Below are 14,825 nucleotides of genomic sequence, written 5' to 3'. Positions count from 1 at the left end.
GGCTCGGCGCCCCCGCTCTCGGTCCGTCCGACGTAACCTGGATGTATGAGTAGCGACGAACGGAACCACGGCCGGATACCGGAGCCCGAGACGCCGGACGAGCCTGCGCCCGACGTCACACCGGCCGAACCCGCGACTCCCACGGTGCCCGACGTGCCGCCGTCGCCGGACATCCCGGACGTGCCGCCCGCCGAGCCCGAACCGGCCACCGATCCCGGCCCCGTCGGTTCGGGGACGCGGGCGCCGACGATCGAGGAGATCACCGGGTACACCCGCGACGGCGTGCCCACGCTGGACTCGGTGCGAGAGAAGATCGAGCACCGTTCGGCGACAGCGATCGGCGCAGAGGAACTGGCGAGGGAAAGCGTGTCCGGGCGCACCCTCGACGACGAGTACGAGGCGCGGCAGGCAGCCGCGGCCGACAAGCTCGCGGAGATCCGGCGGTCGTTGCGTTCGGAATGACCCGGAACTGGGTGTGACCCAGAGCCGGATGAAATAGTTTGCATCATCGTGCATAATCAATCGTATGGGTAATTCACCGGTATTCACGGCGACGCCGCAGGCGCCGCTCCGGGTGGCCGTCGCGGGAGCGAGCGGTTACGCGGGCGGCGAGATCCTGCGCCTCCTTCTCGGCCATCCCGCGTACCAGGACGGATCACTCGTCATCGGTGCACTCACCGCCGGGAGCAACGCCGGAGCCACCCTCCGCGAATTCCATTCGCATCTGCTGCCGCTCGCCGACCGGGTTCTCGCACCCACCGACCTCGACAGCCTCGCCGGGCACGACGTCGTCTTCCTCGGCCTGCCGCACGGCCACTCCGCGGTCATCGCCGAGCAACTGCCCGAGACCACCGTCGTCATCGACTGCGGCGCCGACTTCCGGCTGACCTCCTCCGACGACTGGACGCGCTGGTACGGCACCGACCACGCGGGCACCTGGCCGTACGGCATGCCGGAACTGCCCGGCGCGCGCGACAAGCTCATCGGCGCGACCCGCATCGCCGTACCCGGCTGCTATCCCACCTCCGCGTCGCTCGCTCTCGCTCCGGCGGTCGCAGCCGGCATCGTGGAACCGTCCGTGCAGATCGTCGCGGTGTCCGGTGCCTCCGGCGCGGGCAAGTCGCCGAGAGTCGACCTGCTCGGCTCCGAAGTGATGGGATCGGTGCGGGCCTACGGCATCGGCGGCGCCCACCGCCATACCCCCGAGATCAAGCAGAATCTCTCGGTGCTCGCCGGCACCGACGTCTCCGTCTCGTTCACCCCCGTTCTCGCACCCATGCCCCGGGGCATCCTCGCCACCTGCACGGCGCCGACCACGGCTACCGCCGAGGAAGCGCGCGCCGTCTACGAAAAGGCCTACGGGGACGAAACATTCGTGCACCTGCTACCGGAAGGGGTGCTGCCCGCCACCGGCTCGGTGATCGGGTCCAACGCCGTTCAGCTCGCCGTCACCGTCGACCCCGACGCGGGCCTGTTGATCGTGATCGCCGCGCTCGACAACCTGACCAAGGGCACCGCCGGAGCTGCGGTCCAGTCCATGAACCTGGCGCTCGGGCTGCCCGAGGCCGCCGGCCTGTCCACCGTAGGAGTGGCGCCGTGACCGATCTGACCGACAGCACCACCACGGAGGACAGCGTGGACGCCGCGTACGCACACGCCGAGGAGATCGCCGGAGGACGGCTCATCCGCACCCAGGGCGTGACCGCCCCGGCAGGGTTCCGCGCCGCCGGCATCCGGGCCGGGATCAAAGCCAACGGCAACGCCGATCTCGCCCTCGTCCTCAACGAGGGACCCGAGCTCGCCGCGGCAGGCGTCTTCACCACCAACAAGGTCAAAGCCGCTCCCGTCCTGTGGTCCCAGCAGGTCCTCACCACCGGCGCATTGCGCGCGGTGATCCTCAATTCCGGCGGTGCCAACGCATGCACCGGACCCGGCGGATTCCAGGACACCCACACCACGGCCGAAACGCTGGCCGACGCACTGAGCAACTGGGGCACCGAGACCGGCGCGGGTGAGATCGCCGTGTGCTCGACCGGGCTCATCGGCGACCGGCTGCCCATGGACAAGGTCCTCACCGGCGTGCAGGAGATCGTCCACGAACTCGCCGGAGGAATCTCCGGCGGCACCGACGCCGCCCACGCGATCATGACGACCGACACCGTCCCGAAGCAGGCGGCGCTCCACCACGCGGCGAACTGGAACGTCGGCGGCATGGCCAAAGGCGCGGGCATGCTCGCCCCGGCGCTCGCCACCATGCTCTGCGTGCTCACGACCGATGCCGTCGCCACCCCGGAACAACTCGACGCGGCGCTGCGCCACGCCAGCCGGAAGACGTTCGACCGACTCGACATCGACGGTGCGACCTCCACCAACGACACCGTCTTGCTGCTCGCCTCCGGCGCCAGCGGGGTCAGCCCCACACAGGACGAACTCGACGCCGCGGTCCTCGCCGTCTGCGACAGTCTCGCCGACCAGATGATGGCCGACGCGGAAGGTGTCACCAAACGCGTCACCGTCACCGTGCGCGGTGCCGCGAGCGAAGACGACGCGCTCATCGGCGCCCGGACCGTCGCCCGCGACAGCCTCGTGAAAACCGCGCTGTTCGGCTCCGACCCCAACTGGGGACGGGTGCTCGCCGCCATCGGGATCGCCCCGATCGAACTCGACCCGAACACGATCACCGTCACGTTCAACGGGCAGCCCGTGTGCATCGGCGGCGTCGGCGCCCCCGGCGCCCGCGAGGTGGACCTGTCCGGTATCGATATCGCGCTCGACATCGATCTCGGGCTCGGCGACGCCGAGGTGTCGATCCGCACCACCGACCTGTCGCACGCGTACGTCGAAGAGAACTCGGCTTACTCGTCGTGACCGCGCACGTGACCGGAGCCGACATGGCCGCAGACCTCATCGCGAACCTGTCCGCACAGCAGAAAGCATTCGTCCTCGCCGAAGCGTTGCCGTGGCTGCAGAAGTTCCGCGACAAGATCGTCGTGGTGAAGTACGGCGGCAACGCCATGATCGACGACGACCTCAAAACGGCGTTCGCGGCCGACATGGCGTTCCTGCGCACCGTCGGCATCCACCCCGTCGTGGTGCACGGTGGCGGACCCCAGATCAACGCCATGCTGCGGCGTCTCGGGCTGGAAGGCGAATTCCGCGGCGGATTCCGCGTCACCACCCCCGAGGTGATGGACATCGTGCGGATGGTGCTCTTCGGCCAGGTCGGCCGCGAACTCGTCGGCCTCATCAACGCCCACGGCCCCTACGCCGTGGGGATCTCGGGCGAAGACGCGCGGCTGTTCACCGCAACCCGTCGCACCGTCGTCGTGGAGGGCACGGACACCGACATCGGACTCGTCGGTGACGTCACCACCGTCGACCCCGCCGCCGTCCTCGACCTGATCGCCGCCGGTCGCATCCCCGTGGTGTCGACCGTCGCGCCCGACATCCAGGGCGTCGTCCACAACATCAACGCCGACACGGCCGCCGCCGCGCTCGCCGAGGCGCTCGGCGCCGAGAAACTGGTGGTACTCACCGACGTCGAAGGGCTCTACACGAACTGGCCCGACCGCTCGTCGCTGACCTCGTCCATCGACGTGGACACGCTCGCCGAACTGCTGCCTTCCCTCGACTCCGGCATGGTCCCCAAGATGGAGGCGTGCCTGCGCGCCGTCCAGGGCGGGGTACCGACCGCTCACGTGATCGACGGCCGCCAGGCGCATTCGGTGCTGCTCGAACTGTTCACCGAGGAAGGCATCGGCACCATGGTCACCCCTGCCCAGGGCACCGGCACGCACAGCCCGACGGTGCTCCCCGTCACGGAAGGAAACGCATGACCGGCACGTCCGAGCTACAGCAACGCTGGGCAGGCTCGCTCATGAACAACTACGGCGTCCCCAAGCTGGCGCTCGTCGCCGGCGACGGCGCGGTCGTCACCGACGCCGACGGCATGCAGTACCTGGATCTGCTCGGGGGCATCGCGGTCAACAGTCTCGGCCACCGGCATCCCGCGATCCTCGAGGCCGTCACAGCTCAGCTCGGGCAGCTCGGCCACGTGTCCAACCTCTATGCCTCCGCACCGGTGGTGGAACTCGCCGAACAACTCCTCGGGCACTTCGGACACCCGGGGCGCGCCTTCTTCTGCAACTCCGGCACCGAAGCCAACGAAGCGGCCTTCAAGATCGCCCGCCTCACCGGCCGGCCGAAGATCATCGCCTGTGAGAAGGCGTTCCACGGCCGCACCATGGGTGCCCTCGCGCTGACCGGTCAGCCCGACAAGCGGGCACCGTTCGAGCCGATGCCCCCCGGCGTCGAGTTCGTTCCCTACGGCGACATCGCCGCGCTCGACGCCGCGGTGGACGACAACACCGCCGCCGTGTTCCTCGAACCCATCATGGGGGAGTCCGGGGTCGTCGTGCCGCCGGAGGGCTACCTCGCGGAAGCCCGCCGCATCACCCGTGAGCGCGGCGCGCTGCTCGTGCTCGACGAAGTCCAGACCGGCATCGCCCGCACCGGCACCTTCTTCGCCCACCAGGCAGCCGGAGTCGTGCCCGACGTGATGACCCTCGCCAAGGGTCTCGGCGGCGGTCTGCCCATCGGTGCGGTCCTCGCGACCGGGCCGGCCGCGGACCTCTTCCAGCCGGGCAAGCACGGAACCACGTTCGGTGGGAACCCGGTGTGCGCCGCGGCGGCCCTCGCCGTCCTCCGCACCATCGACGAGCAGAACCTGCTCGACCACGTCAACGCCGTCGGCAAGACGCTGAGCACCGGCATCGAGTCCCTCGGACACCCCCTCGTGTCGCACGTGCGGGGCTCCGGCCTGCTTCTCGGTGTGGTCCTCACCGACACGAAGTCCGCAGCGGTCGAAGCCGCCGCGCGCGAGGCCGGGTTCCTCGTCAACGCCCCGGCGCCCGACGTCATCCGGCTCGCGCCGCCGCTCATCCTCACCGAGCGCCAGGCCGAAAGCTTCGTCGCGGCGCTACCCGCCATCCTCGACAACGCAGACCGGGAAGGGAACTGAAGCACCGTGCTGAGACATCTTCTGCGTGACGACGACCTGACTCCCGCCGAACAGAACGAAATCCTCGATCTGGCAGCGGAACTCAAGAAAGCCCCGCTGTCGCGGCGTCCGCTCGAGGGCCCCTACAGCGTGGCGGTGTTGTTCGACAAGCCCTCCACCCGCACCCGGTTCTCGTTCGACGCGGGCATCGCCCAGCTCGGCGGTCACGCGATCGTCGTGGACGCCGGCTCCACGCAGATCGGCAAAGGCGAAACGCTCGAGGACACCGCGCGCGTCTTCTCCCGGTTCGCCGAAGCGGTCGTGTGGCGCACCTTCGGGCAGGACCGCATCGAGACCCTCGCGGCGCACTCCACCGTGCCCGTGGTCAACGCGCTGACCGACACCTTCCACCCGTGTCAGGTGCTCGCCGACCTCCAGACCATCCGCGAACACAAGGGCCGCACCCACGGGCTGAAACTCACCTACTTCGGTGACGGCGCGAACAACATGGCCAACTCGCTGATGCTGGGAGGCGTCACCGCCGGCCTCCACGTCACCATCGCGTCCCCGACGGGCTTCACCCCCGACCCGGAAGTGGTCGCCGCAGCCCGCGCGCGGGCAGAGGAGACCGGCGGCAGCGTCACCGTCACCGACGATCCCCATGCAGCGGCGACCGGCGCCGACGTCCTCGTCACCGACACCTGGGTGTCGATGGGGCAGGAAGTCGACGGCAAGGACCGCGAGGCCCCCTTCCGGCCGTACCAGCTCGACGACACGCTGCTGGCACTGTCCGATCCCGCGTCGATCGTGCTGCACTGCCTGCCCGCCTACCGCGGAAAGGAGATCACGGAAGAGGTCATCGACGGACCCCGCTCCGTCGTCTGGGACGAGGCCGAGAACCGGCTCCACGCACAGAAGGCCCTGCTCGTGTGGCTGCTCGAGCAGCGCAGGAGCTGAACGTGAACACCGCGGAGGGAGCCGTCGAACGGGCCGGCAGCGCCGCCCCGACTCGGGCCGCGCGGCAGGCGCGTATCACCGCGCTCCTGGCAACCCGCGCGGTGCGCAGCCACACCGAACTCGCGGCACTCCTCGCGGCCGAAGGCATCGAGGTCTCCACCGCCACCCTCTCCCGTGACCTCGAAGAACTCGGTGCCGTCAAGCTGCGCGGCGCAGACGGGGGAGCGGGCGTGTACATCGTGCCCGAGGACGGCAGCCCCGTCCGCGGAGTGTCCGGCGGCACGGATCGACTCTCCCGGCTACTCGGTGAACTGCTCGTCTCCACCGACGCCAGCGGCAACATCGCGGTCCTCCGGACGCCACCGGGGGCAGCGCACTATCTGGCCAGCGCACTCGATCGGGCATCATTACCGGAGGTGGTCGGCACGATCGCCGGGGACGACACCATTGCGGTGATCGCCCGGGAACCGATGACAGGGGCCCAACTGGCCGCCCTGTTCGAATCACTGGCCTGAACCATCACGTCGAGAGACGTACACGAAAGAAAAGAAGGAGCACAAGACAATGGCCGATCGCGTCGTACTCGCCTACTCGGGCGGGCTGGACACCTCCGTTGCCATCAGCTGGATCGGCAAGGAGACCGGCAAGGAGGTCGTCGCCGTCGCCATAGATCTCGGTCAGGGCGGCGAGGACATGGAAGTGGTGCGTCAGCGTGCGCTCGACTGCGGTGCCGTCGAGTCCGTCGTCGTCGACGCCAAGGACGAGTTCGCCGACGAGTACTGCCTGCCCACCGTGCAGGCGAACGCGCTCTACATGGACCGCTACCCGCTGGTCTCCGCGATCAGCCGCCCGCTGATCGTGAAGCACATCGTGAAGGCGGCCCGGGAGTACGGCGGCACCATCGTCTCGCACGGCTGCACCGGCAAGGGCAACGACCAGGTGCGCTTCGAGGTCGGCTTCGGCGCCCTCGCTCCCGACCTGCAGGTCATCGCACCCGTGCGCGACTACGCCTGGACCCGCGAGAAGGCCATCGCCTTCGCCGCCGAGCACAACCTGCCGATCAACGTCACCAAGAAGTCCCCGTTCTCCATCGACCAGAACGTGTGGGGACGTGCCGTCGAGACCGGCTTCCTCGAGGACCTGTGGAACGCCCCCACCAAGGACGTCTACGACTACACCGAGGACCCCACCCTCAACTGGCAGGCCCCCGACGAGCTCATCGTCTCCTTCGAAGCGGGCCGTCCCGTCGCGATCGACGGCAAGCCCGTGTCCGTGCTCGAGGCGATCCAGGAACTCAACAAGCGCGCCGGCGCACAGGGTGTCGGCCGGCTCGACATGGTCGAGGACCGCCTCGTCGGCATCAAGAGCCGCGAGATCTACGAGGCGCCCGGCGCGATCGCGCTGATCACCGCGCACCAGGAACTCGAGCACGTCACCCTCGAGCGTGAGCTCGGCCGCTACAAGCGCCGTGTCGAAGAGCGGTGGAGCGAGCTGGTCTACGACGGCCTCTGGTACTCCCCGCTCAAGTACGCGCTCGACGCGTTCATCCAGAACACGCAGGAACGCGTCACCGGCGACATCCGGATGGCCATGCACGGCGGGCACATCACCGTCAACGGACGCCGCAGCCCCGAATCGCTGTACGACTTCAACCTCGCCACCTATGACGAGGGCGACAGCTTCGATCAGTCCAACGCCAAGGGCTTCGTCCAGATCCACGGCCTGTCGTCGAAGGTCGCCGCGAAGCGCGATCTGGGCCTGTAGTCATGGCCACCCACGGCACCAACGAAGGTGCGCTGTGGGGCGGCCGGTTCGAATCCGGACCGGCCGCCGCCATGGCGGCATTGAGCAAGTCGACCCACTTCGACTGGGTGCTTGCGCCCTACGACGTGCGGGCGTCCCAGGCGCACGCCAAGATCCTGCATCGGGCCGGGCTACTGAGTGACGACGACCTCGCGACCATGCTCGACGGGCTCGAGGGCCTCGCCGCCGATGTCGCATCGGGCGCGTTCGTCCCGTCGGATTCCGACGAGGACGTGCACGGCGCACTCGAGCGCGGTCTCATCGAGCGGGTCGGCCCCGAGGTGGGCGGACGTCTGCGCGCCGGGCGCTCCCGCAACGATCAGGTCGCGACGCTGTTCCGCATGTGGTTGCGCGACAGCGCGCGGCGTATCGGCGACGGTGTGCTCGATGTCGTCGAGGCCATCGCAGGCCAGGCCGCCGCGCACCCCGACGCCGTGATGCCGGGGAAGACCCACCTGCAGGCGGCGCAGCCGGTGTTGCTCGCGCACCATCTGCTCGCGCACGCGCATCCCTTGCTGCGTGATGTCGATCGTCTGCGTGACTTCGACCGGCGCACGGCTGTCTCGCCGTACGGGTCGGGCGCGCTCGCGGGCTCGTCCCTCGGGCTCGACCCCGAGGCAATCGCCGCCGATCTGGGATTCGACGCTGCCGCCGACAATTCCATCGACGCGACCAGTGCGCGCGACTTCGCCGCAGAAGCGGCGTTCGTCTTCGCTCAGATCGCGGTCGACCTCTCGCGGATGGCGGAGGAGGTGATCCTGTGGAGCACACCGGAGTTCGGGTACATCACCCTCGCCGACGCGTGGTCCACCGGATCGTCGATCATGCCGCAGAAGAAGAATCCCGACGTCTCCGAACTGACCCGCGGCAAGGCGGGCAGGCTCATCGGAAACCTCACGGGCCTGCTCGCGACGCTCAAGGCACAGCCGCTGGCCTACAACCGGGACCTCCAGGAAGACAAGGAACCGGTCTTCGATTCGGTCGCCCAGCTCGAGCTTCTGCTTCCGGCGATCACCGGGCTCGTGTCGACGCTGACGTTCCACACCGAACGGATGGCCGAACTCGCGCCCGCCGGATTCACCTTGGCGACCGACATCGCCGAGTGGATGGTGCGCCAGGGCGTCCCGTTCCGCGTGGCCCACGAAGCTGCCGGCGCCTGCGTCCGGGCAGCGGAGACGCGCGGGGTGGGGCTCGAAGACCTCACCGACGCCGAACTCGCGGCAGTCGATCCCGCACTCACCCCTCAGGTGCGTGAAGTTCTCACGGTCGAGGGCTCCATCGCGTCGCGGAACGCTCGCGGCGGCACCGCGGGAGTCCGCGTTGCCGAGCAACTCGGCAGGGTGCGCGAGACCGCGGCGGCGCTGCGGGCCTGGGTGCGGGCCTGACGCCCCTCGCGTAGGCGGGCGCCGCGCTGCGTCTGTTCCTCTTCCGGTCCCGGGCGGCATCCGAATAGCCCGGGACCGGGCGGCGTCCGAATTGCCCGGGACCGGATCACGGATATGGCAGGCTTACGCGTACACCCGTCATGTACCGGGGTCATGGGCATCGTGGAGGGAAGCGATCGTGGGACTGGACGGTAGAGCGGTGACCGGACCGATGCGTCGGCTCATCGCGACGGCGCAGAACGGTCTCGAAGTCATCCGCTTCGGGGGGCTCGAACCGGGCACCTCGTCGTCTCCGTATCAGGTCGTCGAACGGTGCGGGATGTACCGTCTCCGGCGCTATTTCCCCGACTCGGACACCGCCGCGTCCGGTCCACCCGTGGTGTTGGTGCCGCCGATGATGATGTCCGCGGACGTTTACGACGTCACCCGCGACAGCGGTGCGGTCGGTGTCCTGCACGCCGCGGGACTCGATCCCTGGGTGGTGGACTTCGGCTCGCCCGACCAAGAGGAAGGCGGGTGGGACCGCACCCTCACCGACCACATCCTCGCTCTCGACGAAATCGTCGACCGGATTCACGCGTACACCGGACGCGACGTCCACCTCGGGGGTTACTCGCAGGGCGGCATGTTCTGCTACCAGGCTGCCGCCTATCGCCGCAGCCGCAACATCGCCAGCCTCATCACCTTCGGCAGTCCCGTCGATACCCTCGCCGCACTGCCCTTCGGCATCCCCGGCCCTGTGGCGACACTCTCGGCCGATTTCCTGGCCGATCACGTCTTCAACCGTCTCGCGATCACAGGCTGGATGGCTCGTACCGGATTCCAGTTCCTCGACCCGGTCAAGACGGTGCGGTCGCGTATCGACTTCCTCCGGCAGCTCCACGACCGCGAAGCTCTCCTTCCGCGGGAGCCCCAGCGCAGGTTCCTCGACACCGAGGGCTGGGTCGCGTGGTCCGGACCCGCGGTTGCCGACCTGCTGCGCCAGTTCGTCGCGCACAACCGCATGGTCAGCGGGGGCTTCGTGATCAACGACAAGCCCGTGACGCTCGCGGAGATCACCTGCCCCATCCTCGCGTTCCTCGGAGAAGTCGACGACATCGGCCAGCCTCTCGCAGTACGCGGAATTCGCAGAGCGTCGCCGCGCGCCGAGGTCTACGAATATTCGCTCCGCGCGGGCCATTTCGGTCTCGTCGTCGGATCCGTTGCAGCGCAACAGACGTGGCCTGCGACGAGCGAATGGGTGCAGTGGAGGGAGGGAATCGGGGACCGGCCCGTCGGGGTCAGTCCCATGACCGCGCCGGAGCCGAGCGACGAGGGCGCGACCGGCGTCTCCATCAGTAGCCGGGTGGCGCACACGGTCGCAACGCTCGCCGATGTCGGCGCCGATATCGGGAAGGGGATCGCCGAGGTCGCGACCGGCGCGGTGCGCGGTGCCCGCGACCTGTCGGGCGAAGCCGCGCGAGCACTTCCGCGTCTCGCCCGCCTGGGACAGATCCAGCCCCGCACCCGTGTCTCCGTCGGCAGCCTCCTCGCCGAACAGGGGAGGAGAGGGCCTCAGCGCGAGTGCTTCATCTTCGAGGACCGGGTCTACACCTACGAAGCGGTCAACCGCCGTATCGACAACATCGTTCTCGGTCTGGTCGACAACGGCGTCCGGCCGGCGATGCGTGTCGGTGTGCTCATGAACGTCCGGCCCAGCGCCATGGCGGCGGTGGCCGCCGTCTCCCGTCTCGGCGCGGTATCGGTCCTGATCCCCCCCGGACCGGACGCGGCCGCCGCCGCCCGACTCGGCGGTGTGGAAAAACTCGTCTCCGACCCGGAAAACCTCGACCTCGCTATCGGCACGGGCCTGCCGGTTCTCGTGCTGGGTGGAGGCGACGTCCGCGACCTCGACGTCGAGCCCGGCGCCGACGTCGTCGATCTCGAGCGGACCGACATCTCCGGGGTGCACCTGCCGGGCTGGTACGTCCCGGATCCGGGCCTCGCCCGCGAATTGGCGTTCGTGCTCTTCGTGGGGAGTGGTCCGACGCTCGAAACCAAGCGGGTCACCAACTATCGCTGGGCGCTGTCGGCGTTCGGTACGGCGACCGCTGCGTCGCTCGGCCGCCGCGACACGATGTATTGCCTGGCACCGCTGCATCACTCGTCGGGCCTGCTCGTGAGCTTCGGCGGTGCATTGGCGGGTGGAGCGCGGATCGCCTTGTCGAACGGACTGGACCCGGCGAAGTTCGGGGAGGAAGTCCATCGCTACGGCGTCACGGTGGTCACGTACACGTGGTCGATGATGCGAGAGGTGCTCGACAGCCCTTCCCTGCACATCGACGCCAGTCACCCCATCCGGTTGTTCATCGGCTCCGGCATGCCGCCCGGGCTGTGGTGGCGCACCCTCGAACGTTTTGCTCCCGCGCGGGTGGTCGAGTTCTACGCGTCCACCGAAGGCGACGTGATCCTCGCCAACGTGTCGGGTTCGAAAGTGGGATCTAAGGGACGCCCGCTCCCCGGCAGCGCTGCGGTCGGTCTCGCGGCCTACGACCCGCTCACCGGACGGCTCATCGAAGACGACCGCGGCTTCGTACGCTCGTGCGCCGACGGCGAGGTCGGACTTCTCCTCGGCAAACCTGGTGCGTCCAACGAAGCGCTCGGCGACGTCATGCGCGGTGTGTTCGAACCGGGTGACGTGTGGATCGCCACCGAAAACCTGTTCCGCCGTGACGCGGACGGTGACTACTGGCTTCTCGACAACAAACGCGGGGTGGTCGTCACCGCGCACGGACCGGTGTACTCGCAGCCGGTGATCGACATGCTCGGGATGATTCCGCGTATCGATCTTGCAGTCTCGTACGGAATCACTCTGGGGGACAGCGATATCGCGGTGGCCGCGTGTACGTTGCGCGGTAAGAAGGCCCCGACGGCAGCGGAGATCACGGCCGCTCTCGACGTCGTTCCCGAAGCGGAGCGCCCCGATCTGGTGCACATCGTCCCGTCCATCCCGATCGGGCCGTCCTACCGTCCCGCCGCCGACAAGCTGCGCGAACACGGCCTGCCGACCCCGACCGTTCGCTCGTGGTACGCGGACCGGGACACCGGCACCTACAAGCGGTTCACCAAGGCGGTCGCCACGAAATGGGCAACGGGCACGGCGGGAGCCACGCCCGCCGCCCGGTAGGCTGAACCCGTTCCGTTGTGTACGAAGTCGGAAGGACCCCCGTGGCCGTCGATCCCACGCTGTTGAACATTCTTGCCTGCCCCGAGGACAAGGGGCCGCTGCTTCTCGTCGACGACACGGTCCTCTACAACCCTCGGCTGCGCCGCGCCTACCCGATCGAGAACGGCATCCCGGTGCTCCTGATCGACGAGGCCGTGGCCGTCGGTGACGCAGAGCACGAGGATTACGTCACGCGGGGTGTTCCCGGCTGGACCCGAGACTGACCGACGCCGCCGCGATGAGCGCGCAGTACCTCGAATCCCTCGACCCTGTCGAGGCGGCTCGTGCGCTGCTCGGTGCTGTGGTCCGGGTAGGCGATGTCGCCATTCGGCTCACCGAGGTCGAGGCGTACGGCGGACCGGAGGACGGTCCGTGGCCCGACCCCTCCGCTCATTCGTATCGGGGGCCGAGCGCGCGCAACGCCGTGATGTTCGGACCCGCCGGCCATCTGTACGTCTACCGCAGCTACGGCCTGCATCTGTGCGCCAACATCTCGGTCGGACCCGACGGCGTGGCCGCCGCCGTGTTGCTGCGCGGCGGCGAGATCGTGGACGGCGAACAGTGCGCGAGCCGGCGACGGACCCCGGGGATGCCGTCCGACAAGCTTGCACGCGGACCCGGAAACCTCGCCGCGGCACTGGGATTGGATATCTCCGACAACGGTCTCGACGTATTCTCTCCGCGGTCGCGGGTTCGCCTCGAACTGCCCGAGCGACGGGACGACGTCGACGTGGCCTCCGGCCCGCGCGTCGGGATCAGCGTCGCCGCAGACCGGCCGTGGCGTCTGTGGATTCCGGGCTCTCCGGGGGTCTCGGCGTATCGACGGAGCCCACGGGCGCCCGCACTCCGAACACGAATGGGATGATCGAGCGGTGACTGAGCACATTCTCGACGAACTGACCTGGCGCGGGCTCATTGCCCAATCGACCGATCTCGATGCACTCCGACGCGATCTCGACGCAGGTCCGATCACCCTGTATGCCGGCTTCGATCCGACCGGACCGAGCCTGCACGCCGGTCACCTCGTGCCGCTTCTCGCACTGAAACGATTCCAGCGCGCGGGCCACCGTCCGATCGTCCTCGCCGGCGGAGCGACCGGCTTGATCGGCGATCCTCGGGACGTGGGGGAGCGCACGATGAACTCCGCCGATACCGTCGCCGACTGGGCGGATCGGATCCGGGGACAACTCGAACGCTTCGTGGACTTCGACGATTCGCCGACCGGTGCCGTCGTCGCGAACAACCTGGACTGGACGGGGCGCCTGACGGCGGTCGACTTCCTGCGCGACATCGGCAAGCACTTCTCGGTGAACGTGATGCTGGCACGCGACACCGTCAAGCGGCGGCTCGAAGGCGACGGCATCTCGTACGCCGAATTCAGCTACATGCTGCTGCAGGCGAACGACTACGTGCAGCTTCGCCGCGACTACGGGTGCGCGCTCCAGGTCGGTGGCTCGGATCAGTGGGGCAACATCATCGCCGGCGTCGAACTGAACCGACGGACCGACGGAGCATCGGTCCACGCGCTGACGGTCCCGCTGGTGACCTCCTCGGACGGCAAGAAGTTCGGGAAGTCCACGGGCGGGGGAAGCCTGTGGCTCGACCCGGAGATGACCAGTCCGTACGCCTGGTACCAGCACTTCGTGAATGCCGCGGACGCCGATGTCGTCAAGTACCTGCGGTGGTTCACGTTCCTCGACCGCGAGGAACTGGCCGAACTCGAAACCGCGACGGCCGAGCGTCCCCATGCACGCGAGGCCCAGAAGCGGCTCGCGGCGGAGATGACCACGCTCGTCCACGGCGCTGCGAACACCGCAGCCGTGGAATTGGCGAGTCGCGCTCTCTTCGGGCGCGGGGAACTCGCGGACCTCGACGAGCCCACCCTTGCGGCGGCGCTCACGGAGGCCTCGGTGATGGACCTGCGTCCGGGGGAGCCCGACACCATCGTCGACCTGCTCGTCTCGACCGGTCTGTGCGAGAGCAAGGGCGCTGCGCGCCGCACGGTCAAGGAGGGCGGCGCGTCGGTCAACAACGTCCGCGTCTCGTCGGAGGAGTGGACACCGTCCGACGCAGAGCTCCTGCACGGGCACTGGCTCGTGATCCGCCGGGGGAAGCGTAATTTCGCCGGCGTTCGCGTGCACCGCAGCTGACCGCGAAGGTTCTGACTCGCTTCCGGGCCGTTGACCAGGCGATTTGACGGCCCGGAAGCGTGGGCGTAACTTAGTCCTCGTTCGAGCGACAGGGACACCGCCCCGGACCGAGAGGTTCGGAGTTCAGTGGTGTCCTGAACGTCACTCAGAACAGCCGAAGATCGAGGAACGCACGAGTTGCGGTCCGCCGGTCGAAGGTGATAGATTGGAACGGTTGCCCCGGAGCGGGTCAGACACAGTCTGGAACGCGATGGTGTGTGCGTGTTCTTTGAGAACTCAACAGTGTGCCGATGAATGTCAGTGCCAATTATTTGGTGCGATCATCC

Annotated in this window: 13 protein-coding genes; all 13 read left to right on the top strand. The window is 68.5% G+C overall.

All coding sequences use genetic code 11. From position 1 onward, the window contains the following. Nucleotides 1–45 precede the first annotated feature (45 nt). The 13 genes from ACLQ3J_RS17655 to tyrS all read left to right on the top strand — a co-directional run bounded on the left by ACLQ3J_RS17655 (nucleotide 46) and on the right by tyrS (nucleotide 14,499). A complete protein-coding gene (locus tag ACLQ3J_RS17655) occupies nucleotides 46–462 on the top strand; it encodes a PspA/IM30 family protein (RefSeq protein WP_296549939.1) in 417 nt (138 codons plus the stop codon). Between the two features lie 64 nt (nucleotides 463–526). Continuing rightward, on the top strand, nucleotides 527–1,600 hold the full coding sequence (gene argC / locus ACLQ3J_RS17650) for an N-acetyl-gamma-glutamyl-phosphate reductase (protein ID WP_422423549.1): 1,074 nt from the start codon (nucleotides 527–529) through the stop codon (nucleotides 1,598–1,600). A gap of 35 nt (nucleotides 1,601–1,635) precedes the next feature. Next, complete coding sequence (argJ, locus tag ACLQ3J_RS17645) at nucleotides 1,636–2,868, top strand: bifunctional glutamate N-acetyltransferase/amino-acid acetyltransferase ArgJ (RefSeq protein ID WP_378528429.1); 1,233 nt, start codon at nucleotides 1,636–1,638, stop codon at nucleotides 2,866–2,868. 23 nt (nucleotides 2,869–2,891) lie between these two features. Continuing rightward, nucleotides 2,892–3,836 carry an acetylglutamate kinase gene (gene argB, locus ACLQ3J_RS17640; RefSeq protein WP_425904150.1) on the top strand — a complete coding sequence of 315 codons (945 nt, stop codon included), beginning with the start codon at nucleotides 2,892–2,894 and terminating at the stop codon, nucleotides 3,834–3,836. Beyond that, complete coding sequence (locus ACLQ3J_RS17635) at nucleotides 3,833–5,020, top strand: acetylornithine transaminase (RefSeq protein WP_425904037.1); 1,188 nt, start codon at nucleotides 3,833–3,835, stop codon at nucleotides 5,018–5,020. Before argB ends, ACLQ3J_RS17635 begins: the two co-directional genes overlap by 4 nt. Nucleotides 5,021–5,026: 6 nt before the next feature. After that, complete coding sequence (argF, locus tag ACLQ3J_RS17630; protein WP_169622991.1) at nucleotides 5,027–5,956, top strand: ornithine carbamoyltransferase; 930 nt, start codon at nucleotides 5,027–5,029, stop codon at nucleotides 5,954–5,956. A 2-nt stretch (nucleotides 5,957–5,958) separates the two neighbouring features. Further along, nucleotides 5,959–6,471 carry an arginine repressor gene (locus ACLQ3J_RS17625; protein ID WP_169622992.1) on the top strand — a complete coding sequence of 171 codons (513 nt, stop codon included), beginning with the start codon at nucleotides 5,959–5,961 and terminating at the stop codon, nucleotides 6,469–6,471. A 49-nt stretch (nucleotides 6,472–6,520) separates the two neighbouring features. Beyond that, nucleotides 6,521–7,720, top strand: coding sequence for an argininosuccinate synthase (locus ACLQ3J_RS17620; protein ID WP_169622993.1), 1,200 nt, complete (start codon nucleotides 6,521–6,523; stop codon nucleotides 7,718–7,720). A 2-nt stretch (nucleotides 7,721–7,722) separates the two neighbouring features. Further along, nucleotides 7,723–9,144 (top strand): argininosuccinate lyase, encoded by a 1,422-nt coding sequence (gene argH, locus ACLQ3J_RS17615; RefSeq protein WP_296549944.1) that lies wholly within the window; start codon nucleotides 7,723–7,725, stop codon nucleotides 9,142–9,144. Between the two features lie 178 nt (nucleotides 9,145–9,322). Further along, on the top strand, nucleotides 9,323–12,310 hold the full coding sequence (locus ACLQ3J_RS17610) for an alpha/beta fold hydrolase (protein WP_169652885.1): 2,988 nt from the start codon (nucleotides 9,323–9,325) through the stop codon (nucleotides 12,308–12,310). A 41-nt stretch (nucleotides 12,311–12,351) separates the two neighbouring features. Next, nucleotides 12,352–12,573 (top strand): Trm112 family protein, encoded by a 222-nt coding sequence (locus ACLQ3J_RS17605; RefSeq protein WP_169622996.1) that lies wholly within the window; start codon nucleotides 12,352–12,354, stop codon nucleotides 12,571–12,573. A gap of 14 nt (nucleotides 12,574–12,587) precedes the next feature. After that, entirely contained in the window at nucleotides 12,588–13,214 is a 627-nt protein-coding gene (locus tag ACLQ3J_RS17600) for a DNA-3-methyladenine glycosylase (RefSeq protein WP_169622997.1), read from the top strand. Between the two features lie 7 nt (nucleotides 13,215–13,221). Continuing rightward, a complete protein-coding gene (tyrS, locus tag ACLQ3J_RS17595; RefSeq protein WP_425904035.1) occupies nucleotides 13,222–14,499 on the top strand; it encodes a tyrosine--tRNA ligase in 1,278 nt (425 codons plus the stop codon). Nucleotides 14,500–14,825 lie beyond the last annotated feature (326 nt).

It is taken from the genome of Rhodococcus sp. DT1 (assembly GCF_049844875.1).
Lineage (GTDB): Bacteria > Actinomycetota > Actinomycetes > Mycobacteriales > Mycobacteriaceae > Rhodococcus.
This window is presented reverse-complemented; position numbering and strand designations above follow the sequence as displayed.

Bases quoted from the DNA above. Each gene is read 5' to 3' on its own strand.
- argH (WP_296549944.1), top strand. From the start codon at position 7,723: ATGGCCACCCACGGCACCAACGAAGGTGCGCTGTGGGGCGGCCGGTTC.
- ACLQ3J_RS17655 (WP_296549939.1), top strand. From the start codon at position 46: ATGAGTAGCGACGAACGGAACCACGGCCGGATACCGGAGCCCGAGACG.
- ACLQ3J_RS17600 (WP_169622997.1), top strand. From the start codon at position 12,588: ATGAGCGCGCAGTACCTCGAATCCCTCGACCCTGTCGAGGCGGCTCGT.
- ACLQ3J_RS17620 (WP_169622993.1), top strand. From the start codon at position 6,521: ATGGCCGATCGCGTCGTACTCGCCTACTCGGGCGGGCTGGACACCTCC.
- argC (WP_422423549.1), top strand. From the start codon at position 527: ATGGGTAATTCACCGGTATTCACGGCGACGCCGCAGGCGCCGCTCCGG.
- argB (WP_425904150.1), top strand. From the start codon at position 2,892: ATGGCCGCAGACCTCATCGCGAACCTGTCCGCACAGCAGAAAGCATTC.
- ACLQ3J_RS17635 (WP_425904037.1), top strand. From the start codon at position 3,833: ATGACCGGCACGTCCGAGCTACAGCAACGCTGGGCAGGCTCGCTCATG.